Source organism: Companilactobacillus hulinensis (genome assembly GCF_003946555.1).
GTDB lineage: Bacteria > Bacillota > Bacilli > Lactobacillales > Lactobacillaceae > Companilactobacillus > Companilactobacillus hulinensis.
Window position 1 is genome coordinate 1 of record NZ_RHOO01000024.1, and the last position, 16,623, is coordinate 16,623.

General features: G+C 37.0%; 14 protein-coding genes. 3 read left to right on the forward strand and 11 right to left on the reverse strand.

All coding sequences use genetic code 11. The features are described from left to right. Positions 1–177: 177 nt before the first annotated feature. From EKM66_RS10390 to EKM66_RS10425, 8 genes are all read right to left on the reverse strand, one after another. Positions 178–2,565: a leucine-rich repeat domain-containing protein gene (locus EKM66_RS10390; RefSeq protein ID WP_125764336.1), complete on the reverse strand. Its 2,388-nt coding sequence runs from the start codon at positions 2,563–2,565 to the stop codon at positions 178–180. A 146-nt stretch (positions 2,566–2,711) separates the two neighbouring features. Then, positions 2,712–2,999 carry a Veg family protein gene (locus tag EKM66_RS10395; RefSeq protein ID WP_125764338.1) on the reverse strand — a complete coding sequence of 96 codons (288 nt, stop codon included), beginning with the start codon at positions 2,997–2,999 and terminating at the stop codon, positions 2,712–2,714. Between the two features lie 79 nt (positions 3,000–3,078). Further along, positions 3,079–3,969 carry a 16S rRNA (adenine(1518)-N(6)/adenine(1519)-N(6))-dimethyltransferase RsmA gene (gene rsmA / locus EKM66_RS10400; protein WP_125764340.1) on the reverse strand — a complete coding sequence of 297 codons (891 nt, stop codon included), beginning with the start codon at positions 3,967–3,969 and terminating at the stop codon, positions 3,079–3,081. Beyond that, positions 3,956–4,525: a ribonuclease M5 gene (gene rnmV, locus EKM66_RS10405; RefSeq protein ID WP_125764342.1), complete on the reverse strand. Its 570-nt coding sequence runs from the start codon at positions 4,523–4,525 to the stop codon at positions 3,956–3,958. Before rnmV ends, rsmA begins: the two co-directional genes overlap by 14 nt. Continuing rightward, entirely contained in the window at positions 4,525–5,289 is a 765-nt protein-coding gene (locus EKM66_RS10410; protein ID WP_125764344.1) for a TatD family hydrolase, read from the reverse strand. Before EKM66_RS10410 ends, rnmV begins: the two co-directional genes overlap by 1 nt. After that, complete coding sequence (gene metG / locus EKM66_RS10415; RefSeq protein WP_125764346.1) at positions 5,289–7,307, reverse strand: methionine--tRNA ligase; 2,019 nt, start codon at positions 7,305–7,307, stop codon at positions 5,289–5,291. The genes EKM66_RS10410 and metG overlap by 1 nt, the downstream gene beginning before the upstream one ends. A 45-nt stretch (positions 7,308–7,352) precedes the next feature. Beyond that, positions 7,353–8,054 carry an NAD-dependent protein deacylase gene (locus tag EKM66_RS10420; RefSeq protein ID WP_404811470.1) on the reverse strand — a complete coding sequence of 234 codons (702 nt, stop codon included), beginning with the start codon at positions 8,052–8,054 and terminating at the stop codon, positions 7,353–7,355. A gap of 21 nt (positions 8,055–8,075) precedes the next feature. Beyond that, positions 8,076–9,032 (reverse strand): hypothetical protein, encoded by a 957-nt coding sequence (locus tag EKM66_RS10425; RefSeq protein WP_125764350.1) that lies wholly within the window; start codon positions 9,030–9,032, stop codon positions 8,076–8,078. A gap of 43 nt (positions 9,033–9,075) precedes the next feature. Between EKM66_RS10425 and EKM66_RS10430 the strand changes: the two genes are divergently transcribed. Then, positions 9,076–9,585 carry a YbhB/YbcL family Raf kinase inhibitor-like protein gene (locus EKM66_RS10430; RefSeq protein ID WP_125764352.1) on the forward strand — a complete coding sequence of 170 codons (510 nt, stop codon included), beginning with the start codon at positions 9,076–9,078 and terminating at the stop codon, positions 9,583–9,585. On the opposite strand, the gene EKM66_RS10435 is transcribed toward EKM66_RS10430, so the two are convergent. The 3 genes from EKM66_RS10435 to EKM66_RS10445 all read right to left on the reverse strand — a co-directional run bounded on the left by EKM66_RS10435 (position 9,582) and on the right by EKM66_RS10445 (position 12,000). Then, on the reverse strand, positions 9,582–10,505 hold the full coding sequence (locus EKM66_RS10435; protein ID WP_125764354.1) for a Ppx/GppA phosphatase family protein: 924 nt from the start codon (positions 10,503–10,505) through the stop codon (positions 9,582–9,584). The genes EKM66_RS10430 and EKM66_RS10435 overlap by 4 nt on opposite strands. Positions 10,506–10,576: 71 nt before the next feature. Further along, positions 10,577–11,350 (reverse strand): ABC transporter permease, encoded by a 774-nt coding sequence (locus tag EKM66_RS10440; protein ID WP_125764356.1) that lies wholly within the window; start codon positions 11,348–11,350, stop codon positions 10,577–10,579. Beyond that, positions 11,350–12,000: an ABC transporter ATP-binding protein gene (locus EKM66_RS10445; protein WP_404811471.1), complete on the reverse strand. Its 651-nt coding sequence runs from the start codon at positions 11,998–12,000 to the stop codon at positions 11,350–11,352. Before EKM66_RS10445 ends, EKM66_RS10440 begins: the two co-directional genes overlap by 1 nt. Before the next feature lie 304 nt (positions 12,001–12,304). Here EKM66_RS10445 and EKM66_RS10450 point away from each other — a divergent pair, with 304 nt between their 5' ends. After that, complete coding sequence (locus tag EKM66_RS10450) at positions 12,305–14,725, forward strand: hypothetical protein (RefSeq protein ID WP_125764361.1); 2,421 nt, start codon at positions 12,305–12,307, stop codon at positions 14,723–14,725. 842 nt (positions 14,726–15,567) lie between these two features. After that, positions 15,568–16,380 (forward strand): 2-keto-4-pentenoate hydratase, encoded by an 813-nt coding sequence (locus tag EKM66_RS10455; protein ID WP_225426596.1) that lies wholly within the window; start codon positions 15,568–15,570, stop codon positions 16,378–16,380. Positions 16,381–16,623: the final 243 nt, after the last annotated feature.

Genomic DNA, 16,623 nt, shown 5'->3' on the forward strand with positions numbered 1-16,623 from the left:
GTTTTAGGCTGGAATACTGCCATTGATTCATTTCGTGGATATTTAACAAAGTGTTCGGATTAAACTTGCAATCTCTCACTTGTAAATAATTTTATATAATTACCTGTAACTCTGTCACGTTTAAACACAACTAAACTCAAAAAAAGAGATTGCTTTCGCAATCTCTCATATTAAAAACTATTCGAATGTAACTAATTCTGCCGGTACCCATTCATCAGTTGCCACACGATACATCAATTTGCCATTGATGGTAGCAGTCTTATCCGTTACAAATGTATATCCATCCTTCAATGCACGATTAGATTTTTTACCTTTACTAGTATAAAGTTGAGCAACTTCATTGGCATGCACAGTTCCAGTAATCTTTTTATATTCCACAACATGATCAGCATGTACCCATTCGTGAGTCGCAACTCTATGGTGCCATTCACCTTGGAAATACGCATAACGATCTGTATACCAATCTGTCATCTTTTCTAATGCTCTATTCTGAACTTTTCCAGAGTTTCTAAACTTAGTTAGTTCCTTAATGGAATCTCTATGAGTTTGAACGTATGAATTGTTATAGTAAAAGACTTTTACATCATCCTTCTTAACCCATTCATTATCACCAATTTGGTAATATTCATTCTTTCCAACAGTGTTCAATTTATTCGTCTTAAAGTCTGTAGTTTGTTTAGTTAGCTTCTTTTCACCAGTTTTATTACCACTAACATTGTAAATATCTAGCGATTTCTGGTCAGTCATGATGTTAGTTTCATCAATATCTTTGATATTTGAAGAATTATCAGAACCGTTTCCAGTATTCCCATTGTCCCCATCATCTCCGTCACCGCCATCACCAGGATCTGTATCTGGAGACTTTTCTTTTACGGTAATCACAGCTGGATACTTTGTATCAGAATCATCAGTAAACCAATAATTAACAGTGTAATCACCTGGAGATTTAGTATCAACTACAGGACCATCTTTCTCAATTTCTTCGTATTCATAGTTTTTCCCGTCCTTAACTGCACTAACAAACCCCATTCTATTATCCCAATCTGAGTCGTATTCAACTTCTTGATTCTTAGTTATGATCTCAGTTTTTGGTTTCGGAATTGTGCCCGTGATATTAACTGGTTGCGTAACATTAACAACGATATCTTGTTCAAAATTACCCTTATATTTAATAAGGAATTTTAAATTAAGATTTCCATTTGATATTTCATTCTCTGATACTTTCAACTTACGTGTTACTTTATCAAATCCATCGTTATCCAGGTCTACTTCATAAACTTCCCCAAAGATAGAACTGAAATCAATTTCAATAAAACCATCGCTATTCTTATCCACATTAACGTCATCAAGTACGACATTTTGATTGTCTAAGGATAGAGTATCTGGTGAATAAAACAGATATGGGTCATTCAGAACATCAAAGCCATTCAAAACATCAAAGTTTATAATTTGATTATTTGAAAGATGTAAATCACATAAATTAGGGTAATCAGACAAGGTTGATATATCCTTAATTTGATTATTTGATAAATTAAGCTCATATATATTTTTTGGCAATGAAGATATATCTTTAATTTTGTTATCTGACAGATAAAGTACACCTATATTTTCTGGCAATTGTGATAAATCTTCAATTTGATTATTTGACAAATTTACATATCCTATATTTTCAGGTAATGGTGATATATTTGTAATTTGATTGTTAGACAGATCTAAATTTCGAAGTGCTGTACTTCCTACAAACGAAGGCATCTCAGTTATGAAGTTATCATATACGTCAAGCATACTAATATTTGTTTTTCCTCCAAGTAATGAGATATCTGTTATTTGATTGGAAGAAAGACTAAGCCTTACACCAGATGCAGGATTGTGGATTAATTTCAACGGTGTAATCGTTTGTATTTTATTTCCAATCAAGATTAAATCCGTCAAATTTTCTAATTCATTTAATGGCGACATATCTTCTATTTTGTTTATAGCTAACCCCAATTTCTCCAACAAATATAATCCTTCCAACGAGGAAATATCTTCTACTTCATTAAAGCCCAACTGCAAAGTAGATAACTTAGATAATTCTTTTAGTGGTGTGATATCTTTTATTTTGTTTCCGACCAAGTTTAAACTGGTTAGATTAGATAATCCTTTTAATGGCGAAATATCATTGATTTTGCTATAAACAATGCCAAGGGTTTTCAACTTTGTCAAATTGGCTAGTGGCGATAAATCTTCTATTTCATCACGATTCAAATTTAACGTATTTAGATTTTCAGCAAATTCTAATCCTTCTAGGCTTTTTATCCCATTAGAAGATCCACTTAATCTTGTCAAACCTTTTAAATCTTCTCGATTTAATTCCCTACCCTTTATTCCTAAAGTTCCTTTAATCAAAGCTCTCAAATTGTCATCCGGCACCAATGATTCTTCAGATAAATATCCAGGTATTTCTTCAGCATGTACAACATGTGTCCTAGCTAAATGTGATATTGAATGTGAACTTACTGTCGATGCAAGCAATAATCCTGCACCAACCCCTGCGACAACCTTAACTAATTTTTTACCTGACATACTATTCACTTCCTTTTTTGTGATTTATTTAACGTTCCATAAGCTTATATAATTACCCGCAACTCTGTCACGCTAAAACACAACTGAACGCAAAAAAAGAGGATTACCTTCTCTCGGTAATCCTCTTTTTCAGTATCAAATATATATTATTCTGCGTCGGCAACTTCTTCGTCGGCACTTGTTTCTTCATCTGTTGCTTCACTATCGAATGTAATATCGATAGATTTTGTTAATAGATCGGCATAACTGTATGAAACTCTCTCGAAAGAATTTTCATTTTGATCTAAATCAACAACAAAAACTGAATGGAATGTTTCTGCTAAGGTCCCACGACGGCGGATAACCTTTTTACGACCTGCTTGTGCTACAACCGTTAGGTTTTCACCTAAGTGAGAGTCTAGACGACTCTTAATTGATTTCAATGACGTTGGCATATATATTATCACTCCTTAGGAGTGCAATATTACCACGATTTCCTGAAAATTGCAAGAAGATTATCATTTTTTGAACTAATTATTTTTTAGTTCTTTGTTTGAAATCTACCGCTAATTTCTTGAATTGTTCAATAGAAACCTGTTCACCACGGGCGTTTTCAGCGATTTCACAGTCTTTGAAAACTTCCTTGATCATTTCACGATTTTCATCAGTTCTTCCAAGCCAGTTCAAGAAGTTATTCATCAAGCTCTTTCTCTTTTGAGCAAAGGCTGAACGTATCATCTTATTGAAGAACTCTGGATCTTCTATATTTATCTCGTCTTTTGGTAATCTTTCCAAGACGGCAACGGCTGAGTCAACCTTTGGTCTTGGGATAAACGATTCTTTACCAACGATTCGATCTATTCGTGCGTTCATTTGTGTTTGAACCGCAATTGTCAGTGAGCCATATTCACGATGCCCCGGATTAGCAGTGATTCTTTCGGCTACTTCTTTTTGCATCATCAAGACCAATGCTTGGAATGGATAATCACTATTGATCAGATTCAGCATGATCGGTGTGGTGATGTAATAAGGAAGATTGGCAACTACCTTGATAGTCTTGCCTTCAAGATGATGTTCTTCAACGAATTCATCAAGGTCAACATCCAAAATATCCTTATTGAATACTTCGATATTATCGTAATAACTCAATGTATCTTCCAATACTGGAATAAGTGTTGAGTCGATTTCGAATGCATAAACTTTCTCAGCTACTTGAGATAACTTCTCAGTCAATGCTCCGATACCAGGTCCGATCTCGATAGCAATCTCATCAGACTGTAGGTTACTTGCATCAACAATATCATCTAGAACTTTTTCGTTCGTTAAAAAATTTTGTCCCAAACTCTTCTTTGCACGCAATTTATACTTACGAAGAATATCATTGGTGCGAATTGGGTCAGCAATACTTAGTCTATTTAGTGTCATGGGTACTCCCTTTATCAAATTTTTCAACTGCAACAAGCAAGTCCTTCGGTGCTACTTGAAGCATATTCAAGCGATTCAAGAATTGTTTGGCATTCGTATAACCAAGCTTCAACTCTGAACCTACGAATTCACGGCGCTTCTGTGAATGAACATCCCCGATCAATCCCAGGTCGATCATATCATCAGTACTATAATCGTCTACCAAATCCGAAGTCGTATACACCGCTGCCAACGCCTGTTTTATGTCTTCATCTTTGGCATGTTCGATTCCCAAACTACCGTCACTCTTCTTAGGAACAGCTTTGTTTCGAGGTAAAAATGCTTGTTTTGCATTTGGTACAGCTTTGGAAATTATCGTCCGTAATCGATTCCCATTGAAGTCTGGATCAGTAAAAATAATAACTCCACGCTTCTCTTGGGCAAGTTTGATCCGTTGAATCGTCTCATCATTGATAGCTGAGCCGATAGTTTCAATCGTATCAACATCCCCTAAGCAATCCTTCAATCGATTAGTGTCAGACTTTCCTTCCACTACAATTATTTCTTTTATTTTCATTATTTAATGTTATAGACACGATGTGAATTCTCAAACGTATGTTGAGCGACAATATCTGGGTCTATATCCTTATATTTTGCGATTGCATCGAGAACGAAACGAGTATATCCCGGTTCATTCTGATGTCCACGATATGGTTCTGGTGCTAGATAAGGTGCATCAGTCTCAACCAATAATCTATCTAATGGTGTGTTCTTAGCTGATTCATGAACTTCAGGAGCATTCTTGAATGAAACAACTCCACTATAAGAGATCATCAATCCAAGATCTAAGAACTTATTTAACCAATCAAGATTACCGTTAAAACTATGCATGATAATACCTGACTTCGACATATCGTGATTCTTCAAAATCTCGTACATATCTGCGAAGGCATCTCGGCAGTGAATCGAAACTGGCATGTTGTATTGTTGAGCAACATCAAGTTGCTTGATCAATGTGGCCTTTTGAATCTCTGGATCAGGATTCTCATCCCAATGATAATCCAAGCCGATTTCACCAATTGCGACAACTTCTGGAAGTTTGATTTGATTGACCAATTGTTCTTCGTTGTATTCTTTGGCAAATTCGGGATGCCAACCAATTACAGCATGTAGTGGCTTGTAATTCTGAGCTAGTCGAATTGCTTCAATATTGTATTCTTCGTTCTGACCGATAATCGCCATTTCATCAACATCGAACTCAGCAGCACGATCAATGTACTCTTGAGTCTTACCAGCAAAGGCTGGATCGTTCAAATGTGTATGCGTATCAAAAATTTTCATTATCCTAGGATTGCTCCATTTTTATGTGAATTATCAACAAGTACTAACTTCACATCATCGCCAGCTTCGGTTGAAAGCAACATACCGTTACTCCATTCGCCACGGATCTTTCTTGGCTTCAAGTTGATAACAGCAACGACTTTCTTACCGATCAATTCTTTGAAGTTAGGATAGAATTCGTACATGCTTGATAGAATTTGACGATCAACGCCCGTACCATCATCCAATGTGAATTGTAGTAACTTGTCAGCATTTGCGGCACGTTTAACATCGAGGATCTCTGTAACGACCATCTTTACCTTTGAGAAGTCATCGAAGCTGATTTCTTTAGGATATTCGTCTTCAGCGTCCTTTTGTGCCTTGGCCTTAGCTTGAGCAGACTTACTCAACTTGCCGCTACCATTCTTAGCTTGCTCTTCAGCCATTTTACCCTTGATATACTCTACTTCTTCTTTGGCATCAAGTCTTGGGAAGATAGGTTCTGGATCACTTGTAACAGTCTTACCAACAACTGTATCGCCGAATTCAAGACTCTTATCATTGTCATAATCCAATCCCAATTGAGCAAAAATCTTAATTGGTGATTGTGTCATAACTGGACTGATCAATAGAGCAATCAATCTCAATGATTCTGCTAGATGACCAAGAACTGATTGTAATTCTTCCTTCTTAGCATCGTCTTTAGCAAGAACCCATGGTTTTGTTTCATCAATGTATTTATTGGCACGACTGATGAATGCCCATACACTAGCAAGTGCTTCTGGGAATTCGAACTTATCCATGTGGTTACGATAGTCAGTCAATGTGTCAGCATATGCAGATTCTAGGTTATGGTCGAATTCAGTCACAGCCTTAACCGTAACAACTTTGCCATCGTCATACTTATTGATCATTGAAACTGTTCTGTTTAACAAGTTTCCAAGATCATTAGCCAAGTCATAGTTGATCTTATCAACGTAATCTTCAGGAGTGAAGACACCGTCATTACCGAATGGCATTGCACGCATCAAGTAGTAACGTAGCGAATCTAGTCCGTAACGGTTAACGAGCATTTCAGGATAAACAACGTTACCCTTAGACTTCGACATCTTACCGTCCTTCATCAACAACCAACCATGTCCGAAGACTTGCTTAGGCAAGTCGATTCCAAGAGCCATAAGAATGATTGGCCAATAAATAGTATGGAAACGAACAATTTCTTTACCAACGAATTGAACATTAGCTGGCCAGTACTTCTTGAACAATGAATCATCGTCACTCATGTAACCAAGTGCCGTGATATAGTTCAACAAAGCATCGACCCAAACATAGACAACGTGCTTAGGGTCACTAGGAACTGGAACACCCCAAGTAAAACTAGTTCTTGAGACAGCTAAGTCTTCAAGTCCTGGCTTGATGAAGTTGTTGATCATTTCGTTCTTACGAATTTCTGGTTCGATAAATGTAGGATTGTCTTCGTAGTACTTCAATAGACGATCGGCGTACTTGCTCATCTTGAAGAAATATGAAGGTTCTTTAACTAGAGTAACTTCGTGACCTGATGGAGCTTTACCGCCGATGACCTTGCCATCTTTATCACGGTAAACTTCAGCAAGTTGTGATTCTGTGAAGTACTCCTCATCGTCAACTGAATACCAGCCAGTGTATTCACCTAAGTAAATATCACCTTGGGCAATCAATTTTTCAACGATCTTTTGAACAGCCTTAACGTGATAATCATCAGTTGTACGAATGAACTTATCATTAGAAATTTCTAGTAATTTCCACAATTTCTTGATGTCTGTAGCCATCATATCAACGTATTCTTGAGGTTGCATCTTCTTAGCTTCGGCTTTTTGTTCGATCTTCAAACCATGCTCGTCGGTACCTGTTAGGAAGAATACATCGAATCCTTCATTACGCTTGTAGCGTGCAAGAGTATCGGCAGCGATAGTTGTATATGAGTTACCAATTGTAAGTTTCCCCGATGGATAATAGATCGGAGTAGTTATGTAAAAAGTCTTTTTATCTTGAGTCATTTATATATTTAAGCCTCCGCAAATAATTGTTATAAGTATATCATTTTAAATTTGAGAAAAAACATTAACAGCGTCATCAGAGATTGCTAATCCTTCAGAATCAAGATCAATGTTCTCCTTATTAATAACTACTAACTTAGCATCAGGTGATGCGTAATTTAACAGTCCAGCAAAAGGATAAACTTTGAAACTTGTTCCGACTACGACTAATAGATCAGCCTGTTGAACGTATTGAACCGCATGTTCAATATTTTCAGGATTGATATTTTCTCCATATAATACAGTCGTTCCTGGACGAATAATTCCATTATCTTCGTGATGACGATAATCCTTTAAGTAATATTTGTAATCAAATTCTTTACCACAAGTTAGGCAATGAATATTATCATACAAATTACCGTGAAATTCCACGACATTCTTAGCTCCAGCTTTGGTATGCAACTTATCGACATTTTGTGTGACGATAGCTCCCTTTTTATTGCTGATTTCAGCCATTTTTTCATGGATGATATTGGGCTTAGCGTCTGGGAAGTACATGTTATGAACTGTGAAATCATGGAAGATATCTGGATGCTTCAATAGATTCTCATGGCTCAACATGTATTCTGGTGGAAAATCGTACTTTTCACGCTTATACAAACCATTTTTAGAACGATAATCGGGAATACCGGATGGTGTAGACACGCCGGCACCGGTTAAGAAAGTAACAAATTTGGCCTTTTCAAGCAGATCCTTAAACTCTGAAATTTCGTCTGACATAGTTTTCTCCTATCTTAATTGATATTTGATTCCATTCTTAGCAAACGTTTCTTTTAGTGTTCTCTGGTAATATGCTTTGTAAAACTCTGGATTGACCTTAGTTGAATCGAAGTTCAATGTAGCAACACTTTGACCATCATTGATAGCAATCAAGACAAAGGCATCATCTTTAGTAGCACGATTCTTGTATGCTGAATGCTTGATGTTATAAGTTTGATTCAGATTCAAACGCAACTGGCGTTCTGAAACGATCGGTGTCACATTTAAGAATTCATGATAGTGCATACTTTCATATCCGTTAGACAAAATCAAATCATTATATCCGTCCAAGATATTAACGAGTGCACGTCTGAACTTGAATGGAACAGTTAAATCATTGTTCTCAACTTGTTCAACAAACTTCGAAGCAGTCTTGAATGAAACTGGGAATTCCAACTTCCAATTACTGTCCTTAGCATGTTGACCAAAGACGATACCGTCAAAAATGACCAATGAACGGAAGAATCTCATATTGGCAGGATCTAGTTGAACATTAGGTCTTAGAGCATGGTCCACACCCTTCAAATATTCTTCTTTAACTTCGTCAGTATAACTACCGTCTTCAACTTGCTTCTTAACGATTATTGAATGTTCAATACTCTCAAACAATGAATTGGCAGTCGAAAGAATTCGACCATCTACATCATCATTACCACTTGTTACAGCACAAGAGATCAATGGCTCTCCAGAGTTCTCTAATTCGATATGATATAACTCATGCAATAAAACAAAATCACTATACTTCTTATTAGTTATTGTTACTGAGATTATTTTGTCATCCGTTTGATGGCTAGCTTGGTCAAGCGTCAAATACTCCTGATCTGCATAATCACTGTAAACTTCAACCGTTTTGCCGGTAAGTTGTTCAATTTTTGATATCTGATTTACAATATTGTCAGATAGATCTTTTATATCTATTTTTTCCAATATGATTACCTCGCTACAAATATTTTTAAGGAGATGGGTTTATATGGAAATAACTGTACCTTTGATAGATGGACTTCTGCCTGATAAATACGGCAAGTACGCTCCAGCTAGTGATATTAAAAATGGGAAACCCATCATCAGTTTCCCAATTAAGTTATCAGATGTTCCTGAAAGTACCAAATCGATTGCTTTCACATTTACTGATCCTGACTCCATCCCTGTTTGTGGATTTGAATGGATTCACTGGACAGTCGCTAATATTTCACCAAAACAATTGGAAATCCCTGAGAACTTCAGTCAAAATGCTCCTGATTCAGTTGCTCAAGGTAAAAACAGTTCCGCAAGCAAACTGGTCGGCGACAATGATGAAGAACTCAAGACTGGTTATAATGGACCATATCCACCTGATGCCACACACGCCTATGTACTAAAAGTATACGCTCTTGACAGTGTTCTTGATATCCAAGAAGGCTTCTGGATGAACGAACTTATCCATAAAATGGACGGCCACATTATAGATTCCGAAAAAATCGATTTACCAAGTCGTGCTTAATCTTTATCGATTTGATTCATTTTGTGAAAATAATTGAAGACATAACCTTCTCTAACTCCGAAATTCGAAAAACGAATTTCCTTAGAGGGGGTTTTTTTGATTATCTCAGAAATAATTAGGATTCCACCGAGAATAACTTCAAAACGGCCATCGCTTAATTCCTTGATCTGACTGCGTTCTTCATTAGACGCGTGCAACAGACGATTAAATAACTTGTCGATCTGGTCACTTGTTACAATTGAATTGTGCAACGTTTTCTTGCGCTTGCCTTCACGATTCAAAATACTAGTGACAGCACGCAAAGTTCCACCTAGTCCAACGAATGTGGCCTGAGAATTCATCCACTGTAAGCTTTCCAAACGTTCATTAATATCTCGTTTGGCAGCGGCTAGTTCGCTAGACTTGATTGGATCACTCTTCAAATAAAGGTCCGAAATGGAGATTGCTCCAATTGGGATACTTAATCCGTGCTTCAAACGGCCTTTCTTGGCAAGACTGATTTCGCTACTACCACCACCGACGTCAACGATCAGAGCATCTTTTATCCGCATCGTGTTGCGTACAGCAACATAATCGTAAAAGGCCTCTTCCTGTTCATCGATAATGTGTAATTGCAGACCTGTTTCTTTTAATACCGCAAAAATCAATTGTTCTTGGTTTTTTGCCATACGAACAGCTGCCGTAGCTATCAAACTTGTTTGATCTACTTCATATCTTTGGATTCTATCTTGAAATTTCTCTAAAACATCAATTGTTTCTTCAATTTGTTCATTCGTTAATAATCGACTTTGTGCAATCGATTTGCCTAACCGGACTGGTTCGCGCCATCGATCCAAGGTTTTAAAACGATTCCGCTTTGAAGATTTATACACTGATGTTCTGATGGAGTTAGATCCTATTTCTATCACTGCTAACTTCACATTGCATCACTTCCCATTAGTTTCAATTATATAAAAAAATAGACCCACATAGTAGGTCTATCTTCACAAAGTTATGAAATTAGTTCAGATTTCAATTGTTTCTGGTCATTATAGAACTGTTTGTAGGCCAAATAACATGAAATGAACGAACCAATACTAGTTGATGCCAGCAACATAAACGTTACCATGATCTGATATTTGATAGCTTTAACTGGATCAACACCAGCGATAATTAATCCAGACATCATTCCGGGCAGTGCAACTAATCCCAAAGTTTTGATCGAATCAATTGTTGGCTGCATTCCGCTCTTGATACTCTCACGAATAATATCTTCAGATGCCAGTTTTATGTCAGCACCTAACGCCAACTTCTCAAGAATCTGTTGATGACGGTCAGTGAATGATTGCTTCATATTACGGTAGCACAATCCAATAGCAACCATAATATTGCTGGCAATCATCCCTGTGAATGGAACTATCTGTTCAGGAATGAATTGAATGGAACCAGTCAAGACTAACGTACCCAGCGTGACGACTGTTCCGACTGAAATTGCTAATAACGAAAATTGAAATGCTTTAGGAATTCCATTCCCACGTTTCCCAGCATTCCACGATGCATTAATGACGATAATTACAAAGAATGCCATCGTCAACCAAATATCGTTCGCTTTGATAACGAATTTCAAAACATACCCAACAATCGTTAATTGAATAATGGCACGAACGACTCCAATAATAATATCCTTATCAATCTGTAATTTTTGCCAATAACCGATAACTAGAGCAATCACTACCAAAATAAATCCCAAAGCTAAAGTTGAATTAGAAACCGTTAGATTAGACATTAGATCACCTCGCCATTCTTAATCGTGATTTTGTCAGTTGCCTGTTCGATCTCTGAATCATCATGAGTAACACGCAGAATTGTTAAGCCATCATCACGATTAAATTTGTTCAAAATATTATGAACAATCTCTTTATTTTCTGCATCAAGTCCAGTCGTAACCTCGTCAGTTATCAATACCTCTGGCTTAAAAATCAGATTTCTGAGCAAGGCAATACGCTGCTTCTCACCACCAGAAACATCATTAACATTCTTGTCGATGTAACTTTCATCCAAATTAACATAATTCAGGAATTCAACTACTTGGTTACGGTCGAACTCTTTGCCACGGACGGTATAAGGAAACTCCAAGTTGTCTTTAACTGTCTTACCAAAAAGTGTCGGTTGCTGGAAAGCATAAGAAACTCTTCGGCGATATTCTGTTGGCTCGTAAGAGCTTATTTTTTTACCCTCAAACAAGACTTTCCCTGAAGTAGCACTGATCATAGAAGCTAATATCCTCATTAAAGTACTCTTACCAGAGCCAGATGGTCCTACAACTGTAATGTACTTACCCCGCTCAATATTCAACGTTATATCCTTGAGAATTTCCTTATCGCCAACCTGATAAGAAAGATTGTTCAGTTCAAAAATATTGTTCAAATGTTCCACCCCATATTTCAAATTGAAGTTATTTTACTAACAAATATGCTAACAAGAATTATCTTTCATTTGAAGACAAATTGCCAATAACTGAATTGAGATTCTAACAAATTCTACAAACGACAAATAGTGCCCGTATTAAGCAATTAATAAAATAAATATGATTGATTAATAAAATACAACAAAAAAATTTACCAATTATGACACCGCATACAGCATGATATTTAATATACTTACAGTGAACATGCTGGGGATAGTAGCCAAATCCCTTCAAATCGAAGCATTCGAAATATTAAGCGAGGGGCTAAATATTATGAGAAAACAAGAATACTTCAGAAAAATCTTCCTGATTTTTTTCTTTTTTATAAGTTTGATTTTATCCTTTGGATTGGTGAAAACTGCTCAGGCGGCGTCTGGTGATCCTACTGGTCCATACGATATTAACGACGGTATTCCAAAATGGTATCCCGGAAGTGTCAATCAAATCCAATACTTACCTATCGGTAACGGATTATCAATGGGTTACACTTTGGGACTAGCCACCAACAAGTATGGACAGGCAATTCCGACTACTGGTACTAACACTAGCGTATCCGGACCTGACGGTGATGTTAATAAAGCTAGTGAAGCCGCTGGTACAAATAATTCATACTATTCAAAGATGAACGTCTTTCTCAAAAGTGTATCTGGAATGTATATCTCTTCAACCTTCCAAAGTAATACTACTGATACAAAAATGGTCTCAATTTCATCACCAGACTTCATGATTATTCCAGGTAAAACCACTACAAATGCTACCAGTGCAAGTTACTCACTTCTAACTAACAAGTTAGAAAACAAGAAGTTTTATTACGGTCATGATTCTAATGGTAATTTGGCACTAAAAGTTATTGGTAACTTCGTTCGTGGGACATCTTACGACTTACAAGCGGAAGTTGTTTTGCGTGCTTCACCAAGTAAGGCCCCAATTGTACAAAGAGAACTGTACTTGAAGAACGTCTCGTCAAAAGCCCAATCATATGGTGTTCTATTTGGTGAAGATACAAAGATGGGATCAGACGGTGTCCCTATCAAGGATCTAGGTGAAGGGAAAGGTTTATTCATCCAAGATGGCGACTATAGACTAATGATTAGTAAAAACGTCACAGATGGTCCTTCAAACTATTCCGGCCAACAATATAACAGTAATTCCATGGATTGGCTAAAAGGATTCAATTCACCAAATTTCTCAGGTACTGGTGCTGAATCTGAAAATCACGTATATGGTGATATTTTATCCGAGTTGACATCCAATAATGGAGATACATCATACTCTGTAAAATGGCCCTATGACACTATTAACCCCGGAGAAACAAAACACTACAACACAATAATCGGTGTTACTGAGAAACCTTATGCAATGCCAATAACCGACAAGACATATACTAACGAAACTAGTTCTGATGGCAAGAATCGTGTTGGTGACAAATTAAAATTCAAACTGACAGTTGGAAACTATGGTTTTAATAGTAATTGGTCCTACAAAACATTAGTCGACAAAATTCCAAATGGGCTAACTATTAACCCAAACTCAATCAAAATGACTAATGGTGCAGGAATCTCAGCTAGTATTTCTGCCAGCAATTATGATTCATCGTCCAATACCTTAACGATTCCAATGGCAGACAGCCTAACTGATGGATTAAGTAATACCGTGACTTTTGAAGCGACTATTGATCCAATTGCTAGTGCAACGACCTTAACCAATACTGGTGAATTCACAGGTTTGGATAATGCTGCAACGAGTGAAGGCGATAAAACATATAAGTCTTCAATTGATATACCAGTTGAGAAATCACCATTCATTTATGAATTTACAAATATGGTTAAAAACGAAACTAAAGGCGATGCTGATTTTGCCAAACAAACCGATGCCGTTGCTGGAGATATAGTGGATTATCAAATAAAGTTCACTGTACCTTATACAAGTACTGATAAATTCAGCAGTGGACGACTTAAAGCATCACTTCCAGATGGGGTGACATTTAAGAGCGCCCAAATCGTAGGTTCCGATGGAACCCCTTCAATTATAGGCAGTCCAGATAAAGATGATCCTTCGAGTATTAGTTTCGGCATAGCCTCAATCGTTATAGCAGGTACCACCGTGACAATGGATATCCAAGTTCAAATATCCAAAGCCTCAGCTGGAACTATCAGTACCACTGCTCTAATGAACAACGTCACAACAAGTTCAGGCATAACGTTTGATCAACTGAAATCAAATGAAGCTCAAATCAATATCAGTGATGTAACAGGATTCACAGAAATACCACAATTAATCGACTTCGGTTCCACAAACTTTGCAGGTAAAGAAAAATCACTCACAAATGTTTCAACGACTGGTCAATTGATTGTAAATCACCCAACCACTGGTAACTATTATGTTCAAGTTGGATTCACCAATACCGGTGATGAGAACCAAATGATCAATTCCGAAAATGGAGACTCCCTATCTCCTTCTGCGGACGGATTAATGTTCATCAAACAACGTGAATCTTCTGACACTGATCCCGGCACTTGGACGCCCATCCCCTCAAGCCCTTCAAGTACCCCGATCCAGTCGAGTTCATTCAGTGGCAGTCAGAATTTGACTAACTACATTGGCGTTGGTGATTGGAAACTTTACCTGGGAGCCAATACCAAACCTGGTAATTATTCAGGAACATTAACTTGGTCGATGACTGATGGACTATAACAGAGCGTGTAAACAGACGGGAACACTTGAGCATTACCTAGGATAAGTGAGGTAACACGTAGTGTTACATTGCTTATTCGTAGTAAGCGGAAAGTGGTGCCTGTTTTATGCGCATTTCAAACAGAGCGCATAAACAGACGGGAGAACTTGAGCATTACCTAGGATAAGTGAGGTAACACGTAGTGTTGCATTACTTATTCGTAGTAAGCGGAAAGTGGTGTCTGTTTTAAGCGCGTTTCAAACAGAGCGTTTAAACAGACGCCAAAACAAAGCATTACTAGAGAAATTCTAGTAATGTTTTTTACTTTCCGAAAATACTATTACATCAATATATTGGTCTAGATTAAATTAGAAAATACCTAATAACATTATAATTTAACATTGACATATCTAATAAAAGCAACTAAAGTTACAACCAATCAATAACTTAACAAAAGAACAATGACGTTTATCAGGACATTGTAATACATCCTACTTCAGAAAATTGCCGGTTGATGCAAGGCAATATACGTAAATGTATTTCATTATCACCTGTCAGTTGAACTTCGAAATCAATTTACTCTTGTACTAGAAAGTTCTGGTTGCACCCATTATCGTGCCGACAAATTATTTATAGTTTGTCCGAGACATTTGTAGTGATACATATGTGAATATGAGGTGGTAACACGTCTGAGACGTCCTTTAGTGAATAGTTCATTTTAAGGCGTCTTTTTGTTTTCTGTTAATTAAATTTTGGATTAGAAGTGTGGTGGGGCTCGGTGGAATCAAATATTAGTGAATCACAGATTAAGGGACAGATTAATATGTTAAAAATACGCAAAATGGATGGAGGGGCTCCACTTATGCAAGAAGTCAGAACAATGAACGAAACAAGACTTACCGAAAATGAAAGAGAATTAACACAGGCGCTGTACAATGCTTGGAAATCTCAAGAACCACTTAATGAAGATGATTGGTCGAATCTAGCTACCGACGACGAAACAGCTTATCGTGTCCAGAATGAATTAACAAAATTGAAAAATGAACCACTTGGGGGATATAAGGTTTCACTAACCAGTGAAGAAACTCAGAACATGTTCTTCGCAGACGAACCACTTTATGGAGCACAATTGGCAAGTCATTTCTTACACACACCAGCATTGGTACATCTCAGCGATTTGATGGAACCACTAGTTGAAGTAGAATTGGTATTCCGTGCTAAAGAGGATCTTAGTACAGATGATACATTAGAAGATCTGATGAACAAGACGACCATTGCTCCAGCACTAGAAGTGCCGGATTCAAGATTCAGAAATTGGTTCCCTAGTCTATCCAAGTACATGATAATGGCAGACGATGCTGTAGGTGAACTGGTTGTATACGGGGATGAGTTCGACACAAATTTGTTCAGTTCAGTTGATGCATTAGGATATATCAACTGTACATTGTTTTATAACGGGGAGAATTTAAGATCAGGCAGATCAACAGAGGTATTGGGGAATCCTCTACGATCACTTAAGTGGCTGGTCGATAAATTAGCAACACAAAATAAAACCTTACTAAAAGGTCAACAAGTATCATCAGGAACATTGATATTGCCACATTCCCTGGCAAAAGGAACGTGGCAAGCACAATTCGACAACGGTTTGGGTACCGTTAGTTTGGAGGTGAAGTAATATAGATCAAATATCAGTACTTCTATTTAAATCATTCCTTAGAACTAAAGACTAATTTCGTTACATAATACATAAATCCGATTAGAAAAGACCAATCTCAGCCAACGAGATTGGTCTTTTTATGTATTTTTTAATATTTCTAGATAATAATTCAAATAATATTTGGCCTACTTTTTGCACCAATCAAACGTTATAATGTTTACGTCATGACATGAAAAAGTATTTGATTAAATCATCTTCACA

Excerpts from the sequence above, each read along its gene's own strand:
- EKM66_RS10390 (WP_125764336.1), bottom strand. The coding sequence starts at position 2,565 with ATGTCAGGTAAAAAATTAGTTAAGGTTGTCGCAGGGGTTGGTGCAGGA.
- EKM66_RS10395 (WP_125764338.1), bottom strand. The coding sequence starts at position 2,999 with ATGCCAACGTCATTGAAATCAATTAAGAGTCGTCTAGACTCTCACTTA.
- rsmA (WP_125764340.1), bottom strand. The coding sequence starts at position 3,969 with ATGACACTAAATAGACTAAGTATTGCTGACCCAATTCGCACCAATGAT.
- rnmV (WP_125764342.1), bottom strand. The coding sequence starts at position 4,525 with ATGAAAATAAAAGAAATAATTGTAGTGGAAGGAAAGTCTGACACTAAT.
- EKM66_RS10410 (WP_125764344.1), bottom strand. The coding sequence starts at position 5,289 with ATGAAAATTTTTGATACGCATACACATTTGAACGATCCAGCCTTTGCT.
- metG (WP_125764346.1), bottom strand. The coding sequence starts at position 7,307 with ATGACTCAAGATAAAAAGACTTTTTACATAACTACTCCGATCTATTAT.
- EKM66_RS10430 (WP_125764352.1), top strand. The coding sequence starts at position 9,076 with ATGGAAATAACTGTACCTTTGATAGATGGACTTCTGCCTGATAAATAC.
- EKM66_RS10440 (WP_125764356.1), bottom strand. The coding sequence starts at position 11,350 with ATGTCTAATCTAACGGTTTCTAATTCAACTTTAGCTTTGGGATTTATT.
- EKM66_RS10450 (WP_125764361.1), top strand. The coding sequence starts at position 12,305 with ATGAGAAAACAAGAATACTTCAGAAAAATCTTCCTGATTTTTTTCTTT.
- EKM66_RS10455 (WP_225426596.1), top strand. The coding sequence starts at position 15,568 with ATGCAAGAAGTCAGAACAATGAACGAAACAAGACTTACCGAAAATGAA.